Annotated in this window: 23 protein-coding genes; 16 read left to right on the top strand and 7 right to left on the bottom strand. The window is 28.5% G+C overall.

Annotated features, from left to right (window positions below):
* Window positions 1-94: 94 nt before the first annotated feature.
* Together JW646_RS00620 and JW646_RS00615 are read right to left on the bottom strand one after the other, a co-directional pair.
* The gene (locus JW646_RS00620) at window positions 95-1,666 is read right to left on the bottom strand and encodes an AbgT family transporter (protein WP_331478047.1); all 1,572 of its coding nucleotides are present in this window, start codon (window positions 1,664-1,666) and stop codon (window positions 95-97) included.
* Between the two features lie 23 nt (window positions 1,667-1,689).
* Window positions 1,690-2,874, bottom strand: a complete 1,185-nt coding sequence (locus JW646_RS00615) for a M20 metallopeptidase family protein (RefSeq protein ID WP_228416210.1) — start codon at window positions 2,872-2,874, stop codon at window positions 1,690-1,692.
* Between the two features lie 227 nt (window positions 2,875-3,101).
* Between JW646_RS00615 and JW646_RS00610 the strand changes: the two genes are divergently transcribed.
* Window positions 3,102-4,775: a MutS-related protein gene (locus JW646_RS00610; RefSeq protein WP_228416209.1), complete on the top strand. Its 1,674-nt coding sequence runs from the start codon at window positions 3,102-3,104 to the stop codon at window positions 4,773-4,775.
* Between the two features lie 44 nt (window positions 4,776-4,819).
* Here JW646_RS00610 and JW646_RS00605 read toward each other — a convergent pair whose 3' ends face one another.
* The gene (locus JW646_RS00605) at window positions 4,820-5,392 is read right to left on the bottom strand and encodes a helix-turn-helix domain-containing protein (RefSeq protein WP_228416208.1); all 573 of its coding nucleotides are present in this window, start codon (window positions 5,390-5,392) and stop codon (window positions 4,820-4,822) included.
* 210 nt (window positions 5,393-5,602) lie between these two features.
* Between JW646_RS00605 and JW646_RS00600 the strand changes: the two genes are divergently transcribed.
* From JW646_RS00600 to ppnP, 4 genes are all read left to right on the top strand, one after another.
* Complete coding sequence (locus JW646_RS00600) at window positions 5,603-6,514, top strand: trans-4-hydroxy-L-proline dehydratase activase (protein ID WP_074917369.1); 912 nt, start codon at window positions 5,603-5,605, stop codon at window positions 6,512-6,514.
* A gap of 3 nt (window positions 6,515-6,517) precedes the next feature.
* Window positions 6,518-8,887 (top strand): trans-4-hydroxy-L-proline dehydratase, encoded by a 2,370-nt coding sequence (gene hypD / locus JW646_RS00595; RefSeq protein WP_228416207.1) that lies wholly within the window; start codon window positions 6,518-6,520, stop codon window positions 8,885-8,887.
* 115 nt (window positions 8,888-9,002) lie between these two features.
* Window positions 9,003-9,803 carry a pyrroline-5-carboxylate reductase gene (gene proC / locus JW646_RS00590; protein ID WP_148557637.1) on the top strand — a complete coding sequence of 267 codons (801 nt, stop codon included), beginning with the start codon at window positions 9,003-9,005 and terminating at the stop codon, window positions 9,801-9,803.
* Window positions 9,804-9,839: 36 nt separating this feature from the next.
* Window positions 9,840-10,154 (top strand): pyrimidine/purine nucleoside phosphorylase, encoded by a 315-nt coding sequence (gene ppnP / locus JW646_RS00585; RefSeq protein WP_139216755.1) that lies wholly within the window; start codon window positions 9,840-9,842, stop codon window positions 10,152-10,154.
* 139 nt (window positions 10,155-10,293) lie between these two features.
* On the opposite strand, the gene JW646_RS00580 is transcribed toward ppnP, so the two are convergent.
* Complete coding sequence (locus JW646_RS00580; RefSeq protein ID WP_228416206.1) at window positions 10,294-11,418, bottom strand: DUF2974 domain-containing protein; 1,125 nt, start codon at window positions 11,416-11,418, stop codon at window positions 10,294-10,296.
* A gap of 339 nt (window positions 11,419-11,757) precedes the next feature.
* Here JW646_RS00580 and JW646_RS00575 point away from each other — a divergent pair, with 339 nt between their 5' ends.
* The 5 genes from JW646_RS00575 (at window position 11,758) to JW646_RS00555 (ending at window position 14,840) form a co-directional block, all read left to right on the top strand.
* Window positions 11,758-12,609 (top strand): AraC family transcriptional regulator, encoded by an 852-nt coding sequence (locus JW646_RS00575; RefSeq protein WP_228416205.1) that lies wholly within the window; start codon window positions 11,758-11,760, stop codon window positions 12,607-12,609.
* 85 nt (window positions 12,610-12,694) lie between these two features.
* Complete coding sequence (locus JW646_RS00570) at window positions 12,695-13,495, top strand: vanadium-dependent haloperoxidase (protein ID WP_228416204.1); 801 nt, start codon at window positions 12,695-12,697, stop codon at window positions 13,493-13,495.
* A 106-nt stretch (window positions 13,496-13,601) separates the two neighbouring features.
* Window positions 13,602-13,751: a hypothetical protein gene (locus JW646_RS00565; RefSeq protein WP_228416203.1), complete on the top strand. Its 150-nt coding sequence runs from the start codon at window positions 13,602-13,604 to the stop codon at window positions 13,749-13,751.
* A gap of 141 nt (window positions 13,752-13,892) precedes the next feature.
* Window positions 13,893-14,198 (top strand): tetratricopeptide repeat protein, encoded by a 306-nt coding sequence (locus JW646_RS00560; protein WP_148557641.1) that lies wholly within the window; start codon window positions 13,893-13,895, stop codon window positions 14,196-14,198.
* Between the two features lie 150 nt (window positions 14,199-14,348).
* On the top strand, window positions 14,349-14,840 hold the full coding sequence (locus JW646_RS00555; protein ID WP_148557642.1) for a flavin reductase: 492 nt from the start codon (window positions 14,349-14,351) through the stop codon (window positions 14,838-14,840).
* A gap of 45 nt (window positions 14,841-14,885) precedes the next feature.
* On the opposite strand, the gene JW646_RS00550 is transcribed toward JW646_RS00555, so the two are convergent.
* Complete coding sequence (locus JW646_RS00550) at window positions 14,886-15,563, bottom strand: hydrolase (protein WP_074917349.1); 678 nt, start codon at window positions 15,561-15,563, stop codon at window positions 14,886-14,888.
* Between the two features lie 515 nt (window positions 15,564-16,078).
* On the opposite strand from JW646_RS00550, the gene JW646_RS00545 reads away from it, so the two are divergent.
* Window positions 16,079-16,717, top strand: coding sequence for a nitroreductase family protein (locus JW646_RS00545; RefSeq protein ID WP_074917348.1), 639 nt, complete (start codon window positions 16,079-16,081; stop codon window positions 16,715-16,717).
* Between the two features lie 51 nt (window positions 16,718-16,768).
* Here the strand turns inward: JW646_RS00545 and JW646_RS00540 are convergent, their stop codons facing one another.
* Both JW646_RS00540 and JW646_RS00535 read right to left on the bottom strand, forming a co-directional pair.
* Window positions 16,769-17,215 carry a MarR family winged helix-turn-helix transcriptional regulator gene (locus tag JW646_RS00540; protein WP_206923239.1) on the bottom strand — a complete coding sequence of 149 codons (447 nt, stop codon included), beginning with the start codon at window positions 17,213-17,215 and terminating at the stop codon, window positions 16,769-16,771.
* Window positions 17,216-17,424: 209 nt separating this feature from the next.
* On the bottom strand, window positions 17,425-18,024 hold the full coding sequence (locus JW646_RS00535) for a helix-turn-helix domain-containing protein (RefSeq protein ID WP_148557644.1): 600 nt from the start codon (window positions 18,022-18,024) through the stop codon (window positions 17,425-17,427).
* Between the two features lie 218 nt (window positions 18,025-18,242).
* Here JW646_RS00535 and cysK point away from each other — a divergent pair, with 218 nt between their 5' ends.
* The 5 genes from cysK (at window position 18,243) to JW646_RS00510 (ending at window position 21,451) form a co-directional block, all read left to right on the top strand.
* The gene (gene cysK / locus JW646_RS00530) at window positions 18,243-19,139 is read left to right on the top strand and encodes a cysteine synthase A (RefSeq protein ID WP_148557645.1); all 897 of its coding nucleotides are present in this window, start codon (window positions 18,243-18,245) and stop codon (window positions 19,137-19,139) included.
* Window positions 19,140-19,151: 12 nt separating this feature from the next.
* The gene (epsC, locus tag JW646_RS00525; RefSeq protein WP_228416202.1) at window positions 19,152-19,718 is read left to right on the top strand and encodes a serine O-acetyltransferase EpsC; all 567 of its coding nucleotides are present in this window, start codon (window positions 19,152-19,154) and stop codon (window positions 19,716-19,718) included.
* 157 nt (window positions 19,719-19,875) lie between these two features.
* On the top strand, window positions 19,876-20,499 hold the full coding sequence (locus JW646_RS00520; RefSeq protein WP_228416201.1) for a TetR/AcrR family transcriptional regulator: 624 nt from the start codon (window positions 19,876-19,878) through the stop codon (window positions 20,497-20,499).
* 31 nt (window positions 20,500-20,530) lie between these two features.
* Window positions 20,531-20,905, top strand: a complete 375-nt coding sequence (locus JW646_RS00515; protein WP_228416200.1) for an FMN-binding protein — start codon at window positions 20,531-20,533, stop codon at window positions 20,903-20,905.
* 12 nt (window positions 20,906-20,917) lie between these two features.
* Window positions 20,918-21,451: a flavodoxin domain-containing protein gene (locus JW646_RS00510; protein WP_148557649.1), complete on the top strand. Its 534-nt coding sequence runs from the start codon at window positions 20,918-20,920 to the stop codon at window positions 21,449-21,451.
* The last annotated feature ends 24 nt before the right edge of the window (window positions 21,452-21,475 follow it).

Raw genomic sequence — 21,475 nt, 5'->3', positions numbered from 1 at the left:
CAATTAAGATACAGTTATTTAGTTATATCAAATAAGGCCACATTATATGAGCTTTATACGCTTAGATTAATTATATTTATGATAAGTGTAATATTTACATATGGTAGTAGATTCCTCCACCAGGACCAAGTGGTAAATTGAATATCATAAATACAACCAATAAAATTATCCATGCTAATCCAAATAGTAGTGAGTATGGTGTCATACTTGCCATTACTGTACCAATACCTATATCCTTGTCGTATTTTTTAGCAAAGGCTAATATGACAGGGAAGTAAGTAAATATTGGGCTTATAGGATTTGTTATAGAGTCACCTATACGATAAGCCATTTGAGTTAGTGCTGGGTCATATCCAAGTAGTAAGAACATTGGAACAAATATGGGAGCCATTACAGCCCATTTTGCAGAGCAACTACCAACAAATAGATTTATGAAAGCGGCAAATATTACAAAGGCAACTAAAAGCCCAGGTCCTGTAAGTCCTACACCTCTTAACCACTCAGCACCCTTGATAGATAAAAGTGAACTCATATTAGATGAATTAAATAAAGCTAGGAATTGACCAGCTGCAAAGGCTAATACTATATAAGAGCCCATACCAGCCATAGATTCATATAAAATTGCTGCTAAATCTTTGTCATTTTTTATCTTTTTAGTTATAATACCATAAGTAAGACCAGGTACAAAGAAAATTATAGTAATGATTGGGACCATACCAGCCATAAGAGGTGAAGATGCTGAAAGAAGAGAATCTGTTTTTGCATCTTTCATAAAGGCATTAGGTCCTATACATAGGGCAACTAGTATAATTACACAAATTAATAACCCTATAGAAGCGTACTTCATAGCTTTTCTTTCTAATGGCGTAATTTCTGAATCTACGTCATTATCTGCTGCTATATAATCGGTATCTTCAAAACGAGGAGCTAAATATTTTTCTGTAACAAATGTACCAATAATTACAAGTATAAATGTTGAAACTATTAAAAAATACCAGTTCATTGCAGGAGTACCAATATAATTGGGATCAACAATTTGAGCAGCTGGAATTGTAAATCCTGAAACAAGTACGTCTAGCATGCTTACCATTAAATTGGCAGAAAATCCTGCGGCAACTCCTGCATATCCAGAAAATAGACCAACAAGTGGATGTCTACCAACTCCTAAAAATACAAGTGCAGCCAGGGGCGGAAGAACAACAAAACCTGCATCAGCCACTGCATTAGCCATTATACCAACGAATATGATAGTACCAGTTAGTAACTTTTTAGGAACCTTAGTAACAGTACTTTTCATTACAGTTTCCATATATCCTGATTTTTCAGCTAAACCAGCTCCAAGCATAGTAACAAGTACTAATCCAAGAGGAGCAAAACTTGTAAAGTTTGTAACTATATTTGTTAAAAATAATTGCAATTGTTCTTTGCTTAATAAATTTACACCTTGAACAACTAAATTTTTACCAGTTGTTTCATCGATTTGACCAGGATGTATAGCACTAACACCTGATTTTGCTACAAAATATGATAATACCATAACAACAAACCAAAGTATTACAAATATAGTAACGGGATCCGGTAATTTGTTACCAACCCTTTCAACAACATTTAAAAATCTCATTAGCAATCCTTGTTTTTTTTCTACATTTACTTTTGCCTTACCCAAGATAATCCCCCCTTAATTAAAATTTAACTGCTTAAATAGTCAATTGAAACTTGACATAAAGCTTTACAAAGAACTTTCATATTTTTATCATTCCATTGGAATTTTGAATTATGATGAACTACTGGATGATTTTCGTCTTCTGCTATACCAACAAATACGAAGGAAGCAGGAACCTCTTTTGCTAAATATGCAAAGTCTTCACCACCCATAGATGGCTCATTTAGTTCAAAAACATTTTGTTCACCAACAACTTTTTTTAGAGATGACATAACTAAATCTGTCATATGGTAATCATTTATAAGTGGTGGAAATTGTTTTATATACTCGTATTCGTAAGTTGCACCTTGGCTAATAGTAATTCCATTTAATATGTCTTCTATAGTTTTTTGCGCCCAAGTTCTAGTTTTTTCATCAAATGTCCTAACAGTACCACCAAGAATTGCTTCTGTAGGAATTGCGTTATGACAATCAGTATTTCCAGCTTTAACATGACAACAAGATAAGACTAATGGATTAAGAGGATTATTTTTTCTACTTACAATAGTTTGGAATGTATTTATTACTTGAGATAAAATTGGGATAGGGTCAATGGAATTTTGTGGTACACCACCGTGACCACCTTTACCAATAATTTTTATATTGAATATATCTGGAGATGCCATCATAGGACCGTGTTTAATACCTATCATTCCTTCTTTTACTTCTCCCCATAAGTGTGCTCCAAAGGCCACATCTACATGAGGATTTTCTAATATACCCTCATCAATCATTGGTTTTGCTCCACCTTCAATTTCTTCATCTGGTTGGAACATAAACTTAATATTTCCATGTAAATCATCTTTTAGTTCGCTTAATACCATAGCAGCACCAAGCAGTGAAGCTGTATGACCATCATGACCACAAGCATGCATAATACCTGGAATTTTAGATTTAAATTCTAAATTGGTTTCTTCATTTACTCTAAGAGCATCCATGTCAGCTCTAAGAAGTATGGTTTTTCCAGGATATTTTCCCTTTAATAATGCAATTACACCTGTTTTAGCAACATTGTTTTTTACATCTAAGTTTAAGTTTTTAAGTTCATTGTATACTAACTTGGAGGTGTTAAGTTCCTCGTAACCAACCTCAGGATACATATGCAACTGATGTCTTATTTCAACTATTTTGTCATAATACTTTTCACATAATTCATTAATCTTATTTACCATATTTTCTCCTTTCTATAATATTATTATCAAAATGATAAAAGTATGCTTTTTTAATAATAATACTGTTTATAAATCTTATCTAGAACAAAAAGAAAATATGTATATTTTATGTTTAAAACAAGATTATATAAAAAAATAAAGATATACTAATAAAGATGTACTATTGAATAGATAAAGAATTAAGAATAAAATATAAAGTTGAGGATTAAAGTAAAAAGGAGGTAAATATGGGGGATATAATAAAAATTGTTGCAAGTATAATTTTGATGATTATAATTTGTTCATTGTATGATTTATATTCATTTAAAAGGAGATTTAATAAAAATAAAGCTAAAATAATTGAAAGTTATGGTTGCCAAATAAATATTGAAGATGCGGATTATAAAATGAATAATATTGCTACTTATTTTAAAAATAAGAACCAAAAGAAAGGTATAGATGATATTACATGGAGTGATTTGTCTATGGATGATATTTATAAAAAAATAAACAATACACAAAGTTCTGCGGGAAGAGAAGTATTATATGATATACTTAGAAATCCTTTATGTAGTCTAAAAGAGTTGAAAAAAAGAGATAGCATTATTGAATATTTTATGAATAATTTTGAAGAAAGACTTAAATTACAATTAATTTTATCAAATTTAGGGTATAATTACGATGCTAATACAACTCTCTGCTTGTTTTTAGAAGAGGATAACTCTAAAAATAGATTACAGTTTTATAGAACTTTAAGGGCAATTCCTTTTATATCATTATTACTAATAGGTATAAACAAATCTTTTCTTCTTATAACAATGTTAAGTATAGCATTAAATATATTTATAAGTTTTAATAATAAGAATAGAAAAATCGATGTTAGTGGATTTACATATATAATTAAAACGATAAATGTGGCATTTAAGATAAAAGATATGAAAATAAATGTACTTGATAATAACTTAAAAAATATTGTGCAAGATTTAGAAAAAGTTAAAAAAATTAAGAAAAAATCTATATCTAAAAATCCATACTCAATATTATCAGATTTAAATTTTTTTAGTGAATATGCTAATATGATTACTTTATCAGAGTTAATAACTTATGAAAAAGTTAAGGAAACTATTATAAAAAATAAAGAGTATTTGAAAAGCATTTACGAATATGTAGGTGGTGTTGATGCTTTAATAAGTATATCTTCTTTTAGAACTTCTTTAGATTATTATTCTAAACCACAGCTTTCCACTAGTACAAAAAAAGAGGATAACATTATTAATTTTGAGGAACTTTATCATCCTCTAATTAATAATCCAGTGAGCAATTCACTTGATATAAATAAAGGAGTTCTTATAACCGGATCCAATGCATCTGGAAAATCAACTTTTATAAAAAGTGTTGCTATAAACCAAATTTTATGTCAAAGTATTTACACTTCTTGTTCTAAAAAATATGAAGGAACATTTTTTAATATATACACTTCAATGGCACTTAAAGATGATGTATTAAACGAAGAAAGTTATTATATGGTAGAAATAAAATCATTAAAACGAATAATAGACAAATGTAATGAAAATATACCATGCCTTTGCTTTGTAGATGAAATTTTAAGAGGAACAAATACTGTGGAAAGAATTGCGTCATCTTCTGAAGTCTTAAGTCATTTAAATAAATCAAACGCTATTTGTATTGCAGCAACTCATGACATTGAGTTAACTTATTTATTGGAAAAAGAATATGATAATTATCATTTTGAAGAAGAAATTACGGATGACGATATAGTATTTGATTATAGACTTAATAAAGGCAGAGCTAAATCAAGAAATGCAATTAAATTATTAAGTTTAATAGGCTATGAACAGAATATCGTTAAAAAGGCCCATGAAAAAGCAGAAAACTTTGTGAAAAGTGGCAAATGGTTATAGATAAAAAGGATATGAATATCATATCCTTTTTCATTTTGGTGAAATTATTTTCTTAATGGATTAGGAGTATTTACAGTAAGTATTTTTACTGACTTTGATGTATTATTACTCCAGTTATGTGGTGATTCTGATTTGATATGTGCACTATCACCAGGATATAAATCAGTTATTAAATTGTCAATATTTAAAGTTAAAATACCCTCAAGTACATATATAAATTCCTCCCCTTCGTGAGAATATAGCTCTATTTCTTCAGGCTCACTATACTTATGTGGCATGACTTCATGTATCCTTGGAAGCATATCATAAGCAAAAGTATCTTTGTTTAAAGTATATTGAATAATCTCAGAATCTATTACAGTGTACTTTCTATCATAACTTCTTGTTATGCAAGATTTATTACTTTCATCTGGATAGTCAAAAAAATCTAGAACATTTGCATCTAAAACTTTTGCAATTTTAGCAAGAGAATCTACAGCTACGCTAGTCATTCCTCTTTCAAGTTGAGATAAAAAACCTATAGATAAATTTGTTTCTTCACTTAAATATTTAAGAGTGAATTTTTTTTCGCTTCTTAGTTCTTTTATTTTTAAACCTATACTAGTATTATAGTTCATTAACTTAACCCCTTTTTCAATTATATTATTAATAATTTAAATATTAAAATAATATTACTAATAAGTCAACTTGTATAAATAAGAAATAATTTCATATTAATAAAAAAATATAAAAAATAATGAAAAAACCAATGACAAATTAATAACAATATACTATTATGAAATTATAAAGGAATAAAATTCATATAAATGAAATATAGAGGGGAGGTTATGAAAATAGCAAATATAATAAGTATTCAAAAATATTCTATACATGATGGAGATGGAATAAGGACAACAGTTTTTTTTAAAGGTTGTTTACTAAATTGTTGGTGGTGTCATAACCCTGAAAGTCAAAGTTTTAATAAAGAAGTAATGTTCAATAGAGAAAAATGCACTAACTGTTTATATTGTACTAAAATTTGTTCACATAACACAAAAGATGAAGAAAGCGGTAATGTTAAATACGATAGAGATAATTGTAAGGCTTGTGGTAAGTGCTTAGATTATTGTGTAAATAATGCTAGAGAAATTGTGGGTAATGATTATTCAATTAATGACATAATGAAAGAAATTGAAAAAGATAGTATGTTCTATGAATCCTCTTTTGGTGGAGTAACTTTATCTGGTGGGGAAGTAATGTTGCAAAATAACGATTTTATAGTTTCTTTATTAAAGAAAATAAAGAGAAAAGGATACAATGTGGCTATTGATACATGCGGTCATGCACCTGAGATTAACTATGAAAAGGTTTTACCATATGTTGATACCTTTCTTTATGACATTAAAACTATGGATAATGAAAAGCATAAAAAGTATATGGGCAAGGGAAATGAACTTATACTTAACAATTTAAAATATTTAAGTGAAAATAATGCAAATATTTATATAAGAATTCCAGTTATAGGAACTGTAAATGATAAAAATAAAGATATGGAAGAAATAATTGAATTTTTAAAAGAAAATGTAAGTGTAAAGCAAGTGAACTTGTTGCCATACCATAACATTGCTAGCAGTAAATATGACAGATTAGATATGGAGTACAAAGGGGAAACTTTTACAATTCCAAGCAAAGACAGAATGAAAGAACTTCAAGAACTGTTTATAAAAAATGGATTTAATAATACAAAAATAGGGGGTTAAACCATGGAAAGAGGAATGAATGAAAGAATTAAAAAATTAAGAAAGCAAAGTGTAGAGGCTACTCCACATATTTACATGGAAAGAGCTGATTTAATGACGGATGCTTATATGGAACATGAAGGATCTGTTTCTATTCCAGAAATGAGAGCTTTAGCTTTCAAACATTTTATGGAAAACAAAAAACTTTGTATTAATGAAGGAGAATTAATAGTTGGAGAAAAAGGTGATTCACCTCAAGCATCACCATCTTTTCCAGAACTTTGTTGTCATACATTAGAAGACATGAAAGTTATGAATGATAGAGATTTGATTTTCTTTAAAGTTACTGAAGAAGATATGAAATTACAAGAAGAAAAAATAATACCTTTCTGGGAAAAACGTTCAGTAAGACATAAAATTTTAAATGCTATGACTGATGAGTGGAAAACTTGTTACGAAAATGGAATTTTCACTGAATTTATGGAGCAACGTGGACCAGGGCATACTGTTGGTTCAAAGAAAATATATGAAAAAGGATTCTTAGATTATAAGGCAGACATTAAGGCAGCTAAAGAAAAAATAGACTATTTTAATGATAAAGAAGCTATAGACAAAGTAGCTCAATTAAATGCTATGGATATATGTTGCGATGCAATAATAACTTTAGGTGAAAGATATGCATCTTATGCTAGAGAATTAGCGAAAGCTGAAACTGATCCAGCAAGAAAAGAAGAATTATTACAAATAGCAGCTAACTGTGATGTAGTACCTGCTCATAAACCTAAAACTTATTGGCAAGCAATACAAATGTACTGGTTTGTACATTTAGGGGTAACTACTGAATTAAACCCATGGGACGCATACAGTCCAGGAAGATTAGATCAACATTTATATCCATTCTATGAAAAAGATGTTGAAGCTGGGGATTTAGATGATGAAAAAGCTTTAGAATTATTAGAAAACTTATGGGTTAAATTTAATAACCAACCAGCACCACCTAAAGTAGGTATAACACTAAAAGAAAGTGGAACTTACACTGATTTTGCAAATATAAATACTGGTGGTATTACTGAAGATGGTAAAGATGGAGTTAATGAAGTTTCTTACTTAATACTTGATTGTATGGATGAAATGAAATTACTACAACCAAGTTCAAACGTACAAATTAGTAAAAAAACTCCTCGTAAATTCTTAAAAAGAGCTTGTGAAATATCAAGAAAAGGATGGGGTCAACCGGCATTTTATAATACAGAAGCAATAGTACAAGAGTTACTAAATGCAGGTAAAACTATTGAAGATGCTAGACTTGGTGGAACTAGTGGATGTGTTGAAACAGGGGCGTTTGGAAACGAAGCTTATATATTAACAGGATATTTCAACCTTCCTAAAATATTAGAACTTACTTTATATAATGGTTATGATAATGTAAGTAAAAAACAATTAGGATTACAATTAGGATATGCTAAAGACTTCAAATCATTTGAAGAACTATTTGAAGCTTACAAGAAACAAATAGAATACTTCTTAGATATAAAAATAAAAGGAAGTAATGTAATAGAAGAAATTTATGCTAGATACATGCCAGCACCATTTTTATCAATAATAACAAATGATTGTATATCAAGTGGCAAAGATTACAATGCTGGAGGTGCTAGATATAATACAAACTATATACAAGGTGTTGGTATAGGAACAATAACAGATTCTTTATCAGCAATTAAGTACAATGTATTTGATAAGCAAAAATTCTCTATGGAAGAATTAATAAAAGCTTTAGAAGATAACTTTGAAGGCCATGAAATAATTAAAAACTTAGTGAGTAATAAGACACCTAAATATGGTAATGATGACGATTATGCAGATGATATTATGAAAGATATATTTAACTTCTACCAAAAAACAATAACTGGTAGACCAAATATGAAGGGTGGACAATATAGAATAAACATGCTGCCAACTACTTGTCATGTTTATTTTGGAGAGGTAATGATGGCATCTCCAGATGGAAGGCTTGCTCAAAAACCAGTTTCAGAAGGTATATCACCATCTAAGAGTGGAGATACAAATGGACCTACTGCAGTTATAAAATCTGCATCTAAAATGGACCACTTGAGAACTGGTGGAACGCTTTTAAATCAAAAATTCACACCAAGCGTTGTTGCAGGAGAAAATGGTTTAGATCAAATGTCAAACTTAGTTAGAGCTTACTTTGATATGGATGGACATCATATACAATTTAATGTTATCGATAGACAAACATTAATAAATGCTCAAAACAATCCAGAAGAGTATAAAGACTTAATAGTTCGTGTTGCAGGATATAGTGACCACTTTAGAAACTTAAGTAAAGCTCTTCAAGATGAAATAATTGAGCGTACTGAACAAGCTTTATAGACTTTAATTTGTTTAACGTAAACAATTAAAATTTATTATAAATAATAACACTGTAGTTGCTAAAGTGATACAAATAGTAGCTACAGTGTTGATTTGAGAAAAGGAGATATTTGAAATGAGTAAAAAATTAGGATTTATTGGGGCAGGAAATATGGCTAAGGCTATGATGGGAGGTATCATAAGAAATGAAATCATTCCTTGTGAAGAGATTATAGCATCAGATGCTTATGCTCCAAGTTTAGCTTCAGCAAGAGAAAGTTTAAACATTGAAACTACAGAAAGTAATTTAAAAGTAATAGAAGAAGCTGAGGTAGTTGTTTTAGCAGTAAAACCTCAATACTATGCAGCAGTAATAAATGAAGTAAAAGAGCATATAAGAGAAAATCAAATTATAGTAACTATAGCACCAGGCCAAACTTTAGAAAGATTAAATTCTTTATTTGGTAGAGACGTAAAGATTGTAAGAACAATGCCTAATACTCCAGCATTAGTTTGTGAGGGTATAACAGGAGTTTGCCATAATGATTTAGTAACTAAAGAAGAATTAGATTATGTATGTAATATTCTAAGTGGTTTTGGAGAAGTAGAAGTTGTAGGAGAAAACTTAATGGATGTAGTAGTTTCAGTAAGTGGTTCTTCGCCAGCTTATGTATATATGTTTATAGAAGCATTGGCAGATGGTGCTGTTTTAGATGGGATGCCTAGAGACAAAGCTTATAAATTTGCGGCTCAAGCAGTTATGGGAAGTGCAAAAATGGTATTAGATACTGGTAAACATCCGGGAGAATTAAAAGACATGGTTTGTTCACCAGGAGGAACAACTATAGAAGCAGTTAGAGTTTTAGAAGAAAAAGGATTTAGAAGTGCAATTATAGAATGTATGAAATCTTGTGTTAATAAAGCAAGAGGTTTATAGAATTATTAATTAATATAAATAATAAGGGAGAAAATTATGGAATTTAATAATGTAAAAGTTGTAAAAAAAGCTACAGTATATTTTGAAGGAAAAGTAACTAGTAGAACTGTGTATTTTGAAAATGGAGAAAGAAAAACATTAGGATTTATGATGCCAGGAGAATATGTATTTAATACTGGTGTTGAAGAATTAATGGAAGTTATAGGTGGAGAAATGGATATTTGCTTACCTGGTGAGAGTGAATTTAAAACTTACAAAGAAGGGGATAGCTTTATAGTTCCAGAAAAATCAGCTTTTGAAGTAAGAGTTAAAACTTACGGAGATTATTGCTGTTCTTATAAAGATAAGTAATAAAAAAGTGTAATGAGATTTATATCTAATCTCATTACACTTTTTTAGTTTATAACCATTTGGATTTAAGGAAGTCATTGGGTAAAATTGTATGGTTTTTGTGGAGGACTTAAGGTATCAAATTTTTATAAAAGAATAATTACTTACTTCTGTTTTGCAAAATTACATAGTTTTTATCATTTTTAGACATGCCCTTAAGAGATAGAAATGCCAATTGTCTAAATAGTTCTATAATAAGAATTTTTTCTTCTTCATCCATGTGCTTTATAGCATCTAGTATAATAGGTAAGTTACTTTTCCAATTGCCTGCAATATCAGTAATAGTTTCACATTTAGTTGAATTTAAAATATCAAATAATGCCTCAATAAATTGCTTACGTTTTTTATCTGAAATTTGACTAAGCCAAGTATTAAGTGTTTTGTTAACATATTTAGATTTTGAAGATAATTCATTTAAATAAACGAAATCATCCTTTCCAACTTCCCACCAAAAGGGGTCATGTTGCATTATGCCTCCCACACCACTACTTTTTACAACATGATAATGTTCATGATTTTCAAGGAGGATGCCAACTAAAGAAGAGTAAGGGATAGTTTTATTTATTTTATTTTTTATAGATATGAACTCTTCGCTTTTTATAATTTCAGATCTAAAACCAGGGCCATCGTGGCTATATATATTTTCAATTCTAGGCTTTATATCACTGTTGCAATTCATGGATGAATATACTGCAATATTGCCACCCTTTGAATGTCCTCCAATATATAATTTATGAGGTAGTAATTTAGAAATTGCATTTACATATTCAATCCCTTCCAATTGAGATGGAATAGGAGATACAAATGCCATATTAAAATCCTCTTTCCAACCAACTACTGTAGTATCCGTTCCTCTAAATCCTAGATAAGCAAATTCATTGTTTATTATAAATGTTGTGGCAGAAAATTGTTTTTCTTTGTCTACATCTATTTTTGACACATAGTAATTAATTTCAATATCTCTAAACCTTGGACTTGCAGCTAAAGCAAACAATAATTGCTTATTTTTTTTAGGCCAAATAAAGCTACGAAACATTCTTTCAAAATACTCAGCTTTTAATAAATCTTTAAAAAATATAGGAGGCTTTAGATCATACAAACTACCTACTAAGTCATCGTATAAAAAGTTGGTAACTTGAGAAAGAACAAGTGAGTCTACAGTATTGAACTTCTTTTCATCTATAGTACGAACTTCATTTTCAACATAGTGAATTATATTTCTCATAAATAACCTCCTTAACAATTTATTTTATATTAATAATATACTCATTATAATTTTATATGGTAACTATAAATATTGAATATACTTAGGTTGATTATTATTTGAAAAAATCTATTATTAATTATGTAAAAGCATATTTTTGTAGAAAGTTTAGACGTTTGCTGTGGTTATTAATTTAAGTTTGTAACAGGATGGGATATTTTATAATAATAAAGGATATTATGCATAAACATAGAATTGAATTAAAAAGTATTATGCATGTAAACCTCTCATTATTGTGCACGAAATGAGAGGCTATTATATTTTTACTAAAATACAATATTAATTAAAGGAGGTCAGCTAATGGAATGGTTGGATAAACTAAATGAATCTATAAAATATATTGAAGATAATTTACAGGGAAATATAGATTACAATAAAGCAGCGAAAATAGCATGTTGTAGTACTTATCATTTTCAAAGAATGTTTTCATATATTGCTGGAGTTCCTCTTTCTGAATACATACGACAAAGGAAAATGACTTTAGCTGCATTCAATTTACAAAAAGGACGTAAGGTTGTAGATGTGTCTTATAAATATGGATATGAAATTCCAACATCTTTTAATAGGGCATTTCAAAAGATTCATAATGTTTCTCCGTCTATAGCCAGCAAAGAAGGAACCGTTTTAAAAGCATATCCTCAAATTAGTTTTAAAATTACTATAAAAGGAGTGAAAGATATGGAATATCAAGTAGTAAGAAGAAATGAAATAAGAATAGTAGGTTTTAAAAAAGAAATGAGTAAAAATATTGAAGAAAATTTTGAAGAAGTCCCTAAATTTTGGGGTGAAGTATCACAAAACAATAAGTTAAATGAAGTAATATCACTTATGGATGAAAAGAGCAAAGGAGTACTTGGAGTAAGTGCATGTATGGATATTATGGATAAGTGGGAATATTATATTGGAGTTGAGACAAATAAGGAAATAAAAGAAGGTATGTGTGAATATATAATTCAACCGTGTACATGGGCTGTATTTCCTGGGAAAGGAAAGATGCCAGAAGCTATACAAGAAGTTGAGAAAAGAGCAATAACTGAGTGGCTACCGTCTTCTTCTTATGAATATGCAAATCAACCTGATATAGAGTTATATCTTAATGCAGATCCATTAGACTCAGTCTTTGAAGTTTGGATACCAATAAAAGAAAAATAAGATAAATCATATAATAAAATACAAAATGTAACAAATTGCAACAGACATTAATATAATATAACAAACTTATATTAAGTAGGTAAACATGTCTAGTTGTAATAGCATAAATTATAAAAATAACTTTTATAATAGTTGGTCAAATATTCCTTATCCAGGAGAAGAAAGAGTTTATCACGGTATTGATCCCAATGCTGGTTCATGGCCACTAGTATACTTTAAAAGAAATGAAAAAGGTGATTTTGTTGAACCAAATGGAAAAGAAATTGCTTTTGATGTTGCTAACCCTGCATATTATAATTTTAAACTACAACTTGTAGATGTAATGGAAGTAAATGAAAATCTAACTCCAAAACAAATTGCAATGGCAAAGTTTTGGGGTACTGGTGTACCAGCTTATCAATTAGGAACTATAGTAATGTCTTTGATTAAGACTTATAATCTTTCGCCAGCAAGATCGGCTAGATTATTGTCTGTAATTGGTGGAACACAAAATGATGCATTCATAATTTGTTGGTATTATAAATATTTATGGGATTATCCAAGGCCAGTTCAATTAAATCCATATCTTCAAACTGTAATTCCAACTCCTAAATTCCCAACTTATGTATCAGGACATTCAGTAGTATCAGGTGCTACTTGTGAAGTTTTATCTTACTATTTTCCAGCAGAATCTGAAAAGCTTAGTGAAATTGCTAAACAAGCATCAACTTCAAGGTTGTATGCAGGAGTCCATTTTAGATGTGATTGTGTGGAAGGATTAAAATTAGGAAAACAAATTGGCCAACTTATCATAAAATATTTGGAAAATCAAAAGGACTGTGATGATACAAAAGTAGATGTACCAATACAAGAATTTTTAGATGCACCAATTATGCCTATATATTAGTAACAAAATAAAAAAGCTGTATATCAAATTAAGATAACCAGCTTTTTTTATCTAAATTAATCATTTTACATAATTTTTATTATAGTATAAATTTAGTTAAAATTCTATGTATTTTACATCTATATCAGTAGAAAATAAAAAATATATTTTTAATAAGCAAAAGTTAATTTTATTTATTTTAGATAAAAATGCTTTTGTGTCAACTAATAATATTGATGAAGTAAAAGGTGAAGGATTTAAAGAGAAAAAGTTATAGTTTATAAAACAGCAATTTAAATATTGCTGTTTTTTTATGAAAATCTTTACAAAATCTTTATATAAGAGTAAAAACCTTAATGTGAACTTAATCAAAATATAAATATAATAGTAATATATAATAAAAAAGGAGTTGAATATAGTGATTAAAGCTTGTGAAGATAAAAATAGTACAATAGATAAAGCTATTTATTACTTAAAAATAAATGATTATGATTTGGCTATTTATAAAATTAAAGAGGCTATGGCTGAAGATTTATCATCAGGAAGAATTCACAATTTATTGGGAATTTATTATGAAAAACGTGGAGATTATAATAAAGCAAGAAAACATTACAGAGTTGCAAATGACTTAGAACCAACTCTGATTGCCCCAAGAAAGAATTTAGAACGAATTGGATATTTTAAATATATATGCAATGATAAATATATAGATTATGGTGAGTAAAGATGTTTTTCATAGTAGTATTTTAATATAATCATTATGGTATATAACTATATGAATGTTATATAAATGAAGAAATAGCTTTTAATATGTATTTTTTATCTGTTATAATTTCTAATATAAATATACTTAACAGGATGGGGAGAATTTACAATGAATTTTTATGAAGATTTGGGAATGGCAATGAAAAACCTAAGTAAAAGAGGAGCTTTTCTTACAGTAAAAAATAAAAACATAATAAACACAATGACAATTGCTTGGGGATACGTGGGATATAGCTGGAATAAACCATTTTTTGTTGCTATGGTTAGACCACAAAGATATACACAAGAGTTAATAAAAGATGCCAAAGATTATACTATAAGTATTCCATATAGTGATGACTTTAAAGAAGCATTAACTATTTGTGGAACAAAGTCAGGAAGAAATATAGATAAAGAAAAAGAAGGTAAAATTAAATTTATACCAAGTCAAATTGTTGACTCACCAGTTGTGGATAATTGTGATATGTACTATGAATGCGAGATAAAATATGTAGATCTTATAGACAAGGATAAATTTCCTGAAGAGTTGAAAAAGAATTATCCTAAAGAAGATTATCATTATTTATATTATGGTGAAATAGTAAAATCTTATAAAAAGTAAATTATAAAAAAGCAGTGAGTACCACTGCTTTTTTATAATTTATTTTTAGTGATGATGCTCAACATTAATTCTATAAGAATTCATTACACCTTTGAAAAGGTGGGGGACTGTAGGAGGTGTCCAAGTTATAGCATTAGCACCAGCTTTTATGGTTTCTCTAATAGTATCATCAGTAGGTCCGCCTGTTGCTATAATAGGAAACCTTGGATATTCTTTTCTAATTTTTGCAACTAACTTAGGAGTATCTTTTGACGCAGAAACATTTAATATACTAGCTCCTGAATGTACTCTTGCATCTATATCACAATCCTCGCTTATAATACTAACAACCACAGGAATATCTAGTGCATCAGATAGACTTTTTAGTGTTTCATTAGAGGTGGGAGCATTTACAACGACTCCTATAGCACCTTGTATTTCAGCATTTGTGCCAAGCATAACAGAACGAAGACCATTTGTCAGTCCACCTCCTACTCCTGTAAAAACGGGAACATCAGAAGCTAAAAGTAAGGCTTGAGTAATTATTGGCTGAGGTGTAAATGGATACACTGCTAAAATAGCATCTGCATTTACATTTCTTATAATTGCTAAATCTGTTGTATATACTAAAGATTTAATTCTTTTTCCAAAGACATTAATCCCACTACATTCTCTAATAACTTCTGGCACACGAAGAAAAGATTTTCGAAGAGTTCCATCAATTGCTGTTGGCATCTCTTTCATATAATAAACCTCCAATTCAAAAAAGGGTATTTTAATAAAAATATAATTTCTTTTTTAATATTTCCAAGGATGTTAATTTATATGTAGATTAAGATTAGTTAATAGTTATTATAATTAAAATACCAAATTGTTTGACATATAATGAATTACTGTGTGGTTTACTTTTAATGGATGAAGAGCTTATGAAGTTATTTAAATTATTAATAATAATATAAAAATAGTTTGACGATAAACTATTTATTAGGTATAATTGGTCTGTCTAAACAACTAATCGAAGAAGTATTACATTCAGACATTTTATATATATTATTCTAAAAATGAAGAGTTGTCTCATATAGGGGATATGGGTTTATAGGGAAATTGAAAAGAATAATCTTTTATATACAAGTAGTAGATCTGGCGCTAATATACTAGATGGTAATGCTATTACTGAAATATTAGTAAATTTACTAAATTTGTTGATAAAAATTAAGTTTTTATAAATATTATAATTAAGACATAAAAGGAGAAATAAAATGGCAAACTTAGATATGATTTACAATCGTAAAAGTGTGAGAAAGTTTAAAGATGTTGAAGTACCAAGAGAAGACATATTAAAAATGTTAGAGGCAGCAACTGAAGCACCATCACCAAAACACCAACAAAACTGGAACTTTGTTGTAATAACTAGTAAAGAATTAATAAATAAAATGGCTGAGATAGTAGCTAAAAGTCATGAAAAAATTGGAGAAATAGCTAAAACTGAAAAAGATAGAAAAATACATATGAGTGTACTAAAATACTATACTTCATTCAAAAATGCTCCAGCAGTTGTAATGGTTTATTCAAAGCCTTACGATATGATAGAGTACAAAATATTAAAAGAAAATGGCGCGACAAAGGAAGTACTAGATGTTTTAGTATCACCTCAATCAGCAGCACAAGCAATAGGCGCAGCAGTGGAAAATTTCTTATTGGCAGCAACAGAAATGGGTTATGGAAGTTGTTATATGACAGGGCCTACTCATGCTAAGGCAGAGTTAGAAAAATTAATAGGATTTGAAAAGCCTAATTATGAATTAATGTCCATGATATCTGTTGGTATAGCAGAGGATAATACTCCTGCAAAATTACCTCGTAAACCACTTCAGGAAGTAGTTACTTTTATAGATTAAGAGAAAAATTAGATTAAAAAACTGTAGGGACTATAGGTCCTTACAGTTTTTTTAATCTGATTTATTGGCATCTCTGAAGTTTGTACTAAGTTTTTTTAGTAATCTTAAGAATTCTTTTTTCTCTTCTTCTGTGAAATTATTATATGCAGTTTGTCTAACTTGGGAAGATATATGATTAAAACTATCTTCTATATTTCTTGCATTTTGAGTTAATTTTATATAAGTTACTCTTTTATCAGAGATAGATTTTTCTTTTTGTATATATCCTAAGCTTATTAATTTATTTACTAAAGCAGTTACGGTTGATTTATCTTTTCCGATTTTGTTTGAAATCTCCTTCATAGTTAAAGGTTTATCACTTTCAAAGAGTGCAGTAAGTATATTACCATGACTAGGTATTAAACCATCCAGATTATTTTTTTTTAGTTTGTTATCTATAAATTTTATCATTTCTGCTTTTGTTCTACTTATAAAATATATAATATATTTATCTTTCATAATTACCTCCTTAAAACAAGAGTGAAGTTTTCAAATCCAACTTATTTTATAATATCATATATTAAAAGAAAATAAACATAATTTTAAATATATATGAATGATTAAGCTGTTTGCTGTTTGTGCAAAATTTAAAAAACTTTAGATGAAGTTGTAATATTTGTATAATAATAAAAACAGTAGATTTGCAATTAGCAAATCTACTGTTTTTATTATTCTTCAGCATTAATATTATATTTTTTTACTTTTCTATAAAGAGTTGCTATACCAATGTTTAATGCCTTTGCCACTTGTTTCATTTCCTGTGTATTACTTCCATATTTTTTTATGGCTTTTTCGATTTCTTCTTTTTCCAACTCTTCAACAGTTCTAATTTCTTCTTTGTATAATTCATCTAATTTATAAGAAATTAAGTTGGACATACTACTGATAAACTCACATAATTCTTGATCCTTAGATAAAATTTTATTTTTTTGTTCCTCTGTGAAAGCTGCTATACCAAGTATTCCTATATTATTATTGCCAAGTTTTATTGGTGTGCAAATATCAGCTAATTCTTTACAGTCTTTGCTATGAATACAATTTTTACAACTATCTTCTATCTCTCGATTTATAGTGTAAGGTTCTCCAGATATTAATACATTAGAATAAGCAGATTTATCAGAGATTTTTTCATCGATTTTATCTTTGAAAATACCTGTGCCAGCTATTCTTACTAAATCTTTTGATACTACTGTAACATCTACATCAAGTACAGTTGAAATATTTTGGCAAACGCTTTGTATATAATTTTTTATATCGATTAATTTCAAAATTCAACCTCCCAACATAATTTATTCTAAAAAATGTGGTTTACTTAAGTATATCATATTATTATTGTTAATTTTTATCAATTTTAATATTTTAAAACAGGTAAAATTTTGAAAAATAAAAAAAATTATCAAATTGATAATATAATACTTGTGTTATCAATTTGATAGTGCTACAATGATATTATCATTTTGATAATTAAAAATTGGGAGGAATAATAATGATATATAAAGATGGTTTAGAGTTAATAGGGAATACGCCTATTATATCTTTAGATAAAATAGGATATGAAAATGTATATGTTAAATTAGAAAAATATAATCCAGGTGGAAGCATAAAAGATAGAATTGCACTCTCCATGATTGAAGGAGCTGAGAATAGAGGGTTATTAAAAGAAGGTAGTGTATTGGTGGAGGCTACAAGTGGAAATACAGGTATAGGTCTTGCTATGGCAGGAAACTTAAAAGGCTATAAGGTTATAATAATAATGCCAGAAACTATGAGTATAGAGAGAAGGCAACTTGTAAAAGCTTTTGGAGCAGAATTAATATTAACACAAGGGCCTAAAGGTATGAATGGATCTATTGAAAAATTGGAAGAACTATTAAAAGAAAATGATAACTATATAAATCTTGGTCAATTTGAAAATGAAGATAATCCAAAAGTTCACTATGAAAAAACCGGACCAGAAATATACGAAGAAGTTCCAGATATAAATCTTATTATTGCAGGAATAGGTTCAGGTGGAACAATAAGTGGCGTAGGGAAATTCTTAAAAGAGAAAAATGAAAGTATAGAAGTAATAGGAATAGAACCTTTAGCATCACCGCTTATTACACAGAAAAAAGCAGGTCCTCATAAAATTCAAGGAATAGGTGCAAACTTTATACCTAAAAATTACGATGAAAATATAGTGGATGAAGTACTTACAGTAAGTGATGAAGATGCTTTTGAAATGGTTAGATTACTTGCGAATAAATTAGGTATTTTAGTAGGAATATCTTCTGGGGCAAATGTATTCGGTGCTATAGAAATTTCTAAAAAATATCCTAATAAAAAAATAGTTACTATTGCACCTGACGGTGTAGATAAATATATGTCCATGGGGATTTTTTAGAGGGGTGAGATTATGTTATTTGAGCATACAAGAGCAGATATAAATTTTATACTAGAAAATGATCCAGCTGCTAGAAGTAAAATAGAAGTATTTTTACTATATCCTTCTGTACACTCTCTTATAATGTATAGAATATCCCACTTCTTTTATACTAAAAAAAGATTTTTTCTTGCTAGAGCAATATCTCAGCTGAGTAGATTTTTTACTGGTATAGAAATTCATCCAGGAGCAAAAATAGGTATGGGGACACTTATAGACCATGGAAGTGGAGTTGTTATAGGAGAAACAACCATAATTGGAGATAGAGTAACTATATATCAAGGAGCTACTATAGGTGCCACAGGAAATGAGAAAGAATTTAAAAGACATCCTACCTTAGGTGATGATATTGTAGTTGGTTCAGGAGCAAAAATATTAGGTCCAGTTAATATAGATGATCATTGTAAAATTGGAGCAAATTCAGTTGTTTTAAGAGATATGCCATCCAATAGTACAGCTGTAGGAATACCTGCAAAAATCAAATATAACACAAGTGATGTGAATAAAGAAGATATAGACAACGTTATATATTTTATATAAATAAGAGAGGTGAACACCTCTTTTTTTTATGCAAATAATAAAGTGTCGAAATGTTTTTATGGTAAATTGTGTAAAATATGTTATTATTAATATTATGAACACTGTTCATAATATGTACAGTGTATATGAAAATTAATAAAGTTTACAAGGAGGGCTAATGGGAGTACAAGAAAGACGTAAGATGGAAAAAGAAAAAATAAAAAAAGAGATACATAAAGCAGCTAGTGAAATAATAATAGATGAAGGATACTCCAAATTATCCATTAGAAAAATAGCAAGTAAGATAGATTATTCTCCTTCTTTGATATACAACTATTATGAAAATAAAGCAGATATAGTATTATCAATATGGCAAGAAAAATCATCAATAATAATTAATACTATGAGTAACTTAAAATTGAATGATTCTAATGAAGAAACTAATATTAAAAAATTATTTAAAACATATATTAATTTAATTTTAGAAAGCCCTGAAGAATATAGAGCAATAATGTTAAATAATATTGATATAATTAAAAAAGCAAATTTTGATTTTACAGAAGAAGAAAAAAACAGTTTAAAAATAAAAGAAACTAAAGAAAAGTATGATAAATATTTAGAAGACGGGTTGTTACGCCATATTGACACAGAAAAGTATGCATTTTTCTCTTGGATATCAATAAATGGATTTATATCAAATATGGTGCTATCAAATAATAAAGATAAAGAATTTACAAACAAGTTAATAGATGAATATTTGGATTTTATGATTTATGGATTATTTAAAAATAATGGAAAATAAATTTTAAGATGAATTTTCGAGGAGGATACTGATGAAATTTAAAAAAACCAAAATATTTTTAGGAGTTCTTTTAGTTATAATTGTGAGTGGATTTTTTGTAATGACAAGAGGAATAAAAGAAGGTAAAAAGCTTGAAATAAATAGTGTAGATATAAGCAAATTAGAAAATGGAACTTATATAGGAAAATATTCTAAGGACAGATGGATTAGTGAAGTGGAAGTTAGTGTGAGAGGTAAAAAAATAGAAAATATTAAAACATTATCACAACCACTAACGCCAGATGTAGGGGATGAATTATCTAAAAGAATAATAGAAAAACAAAATGTGAATGTAGATGTTATAAGTGGTGCAACTGTATCGTCAAAAGCATATTTGAAATCTGTAGAAAATGCACTAAATAAATAGGGGGTAATTAACATGAAAAGTATAGTTGTTTATGAATCAAAGTATGGTAGCACAAAAAGGTATGCAAAATGGATAGGAGATGAGCTAGACTGTAGAGTATCAAAAATAGAGGACATAAGTACAGTAGACTTACTAAACTATGATAATATTGTTTTTGGTGGTTGGCTACATGCAGGTACTATAAAAGGATTTAAAAATATTTATAAAGATATTAATAAATTTAAAAGTAAAAACCTCATAGTATTTTATGTAGGTCTATCTATTATGGATGAAAAAATTTACGAAGAAGTAAAGAAAAATAATTTCCATGATGTAGACAATATAAAACAATTTTATTTAAGAGGCGCTTTTAATTATAACAATTTAAATATAGCAGATAAATTGATGATGAATGTGTTTAAAAGAATATTAAAAAAACAAAAAGAGGATGAAATGGATGAAAATACAAAAGGCATGTTAGATGCTTATGTAACGCCTGTTGACTTCACAGACAAAGAAAAAATTAAACCAATAATTAAGTCAGTTAAAGAGCTAAATTTACAGTAATAAAAAACTCAGCTTAAATTTTTA

The organism is Terrisporobacter hibernicus (assembly GCF_020809405.1).
Classification (GTDB): Bacteria; Bacillota; Clostridia; order Peptostreptococcales; family Peptostreptococcaceae; genus Terrisporobacter; species Terrisporobacter petrolearius.
Note: the sequence above shows the minus strand (reverse complement) of the source record. Positions and strands in the feature narration are given on the sequence as shown.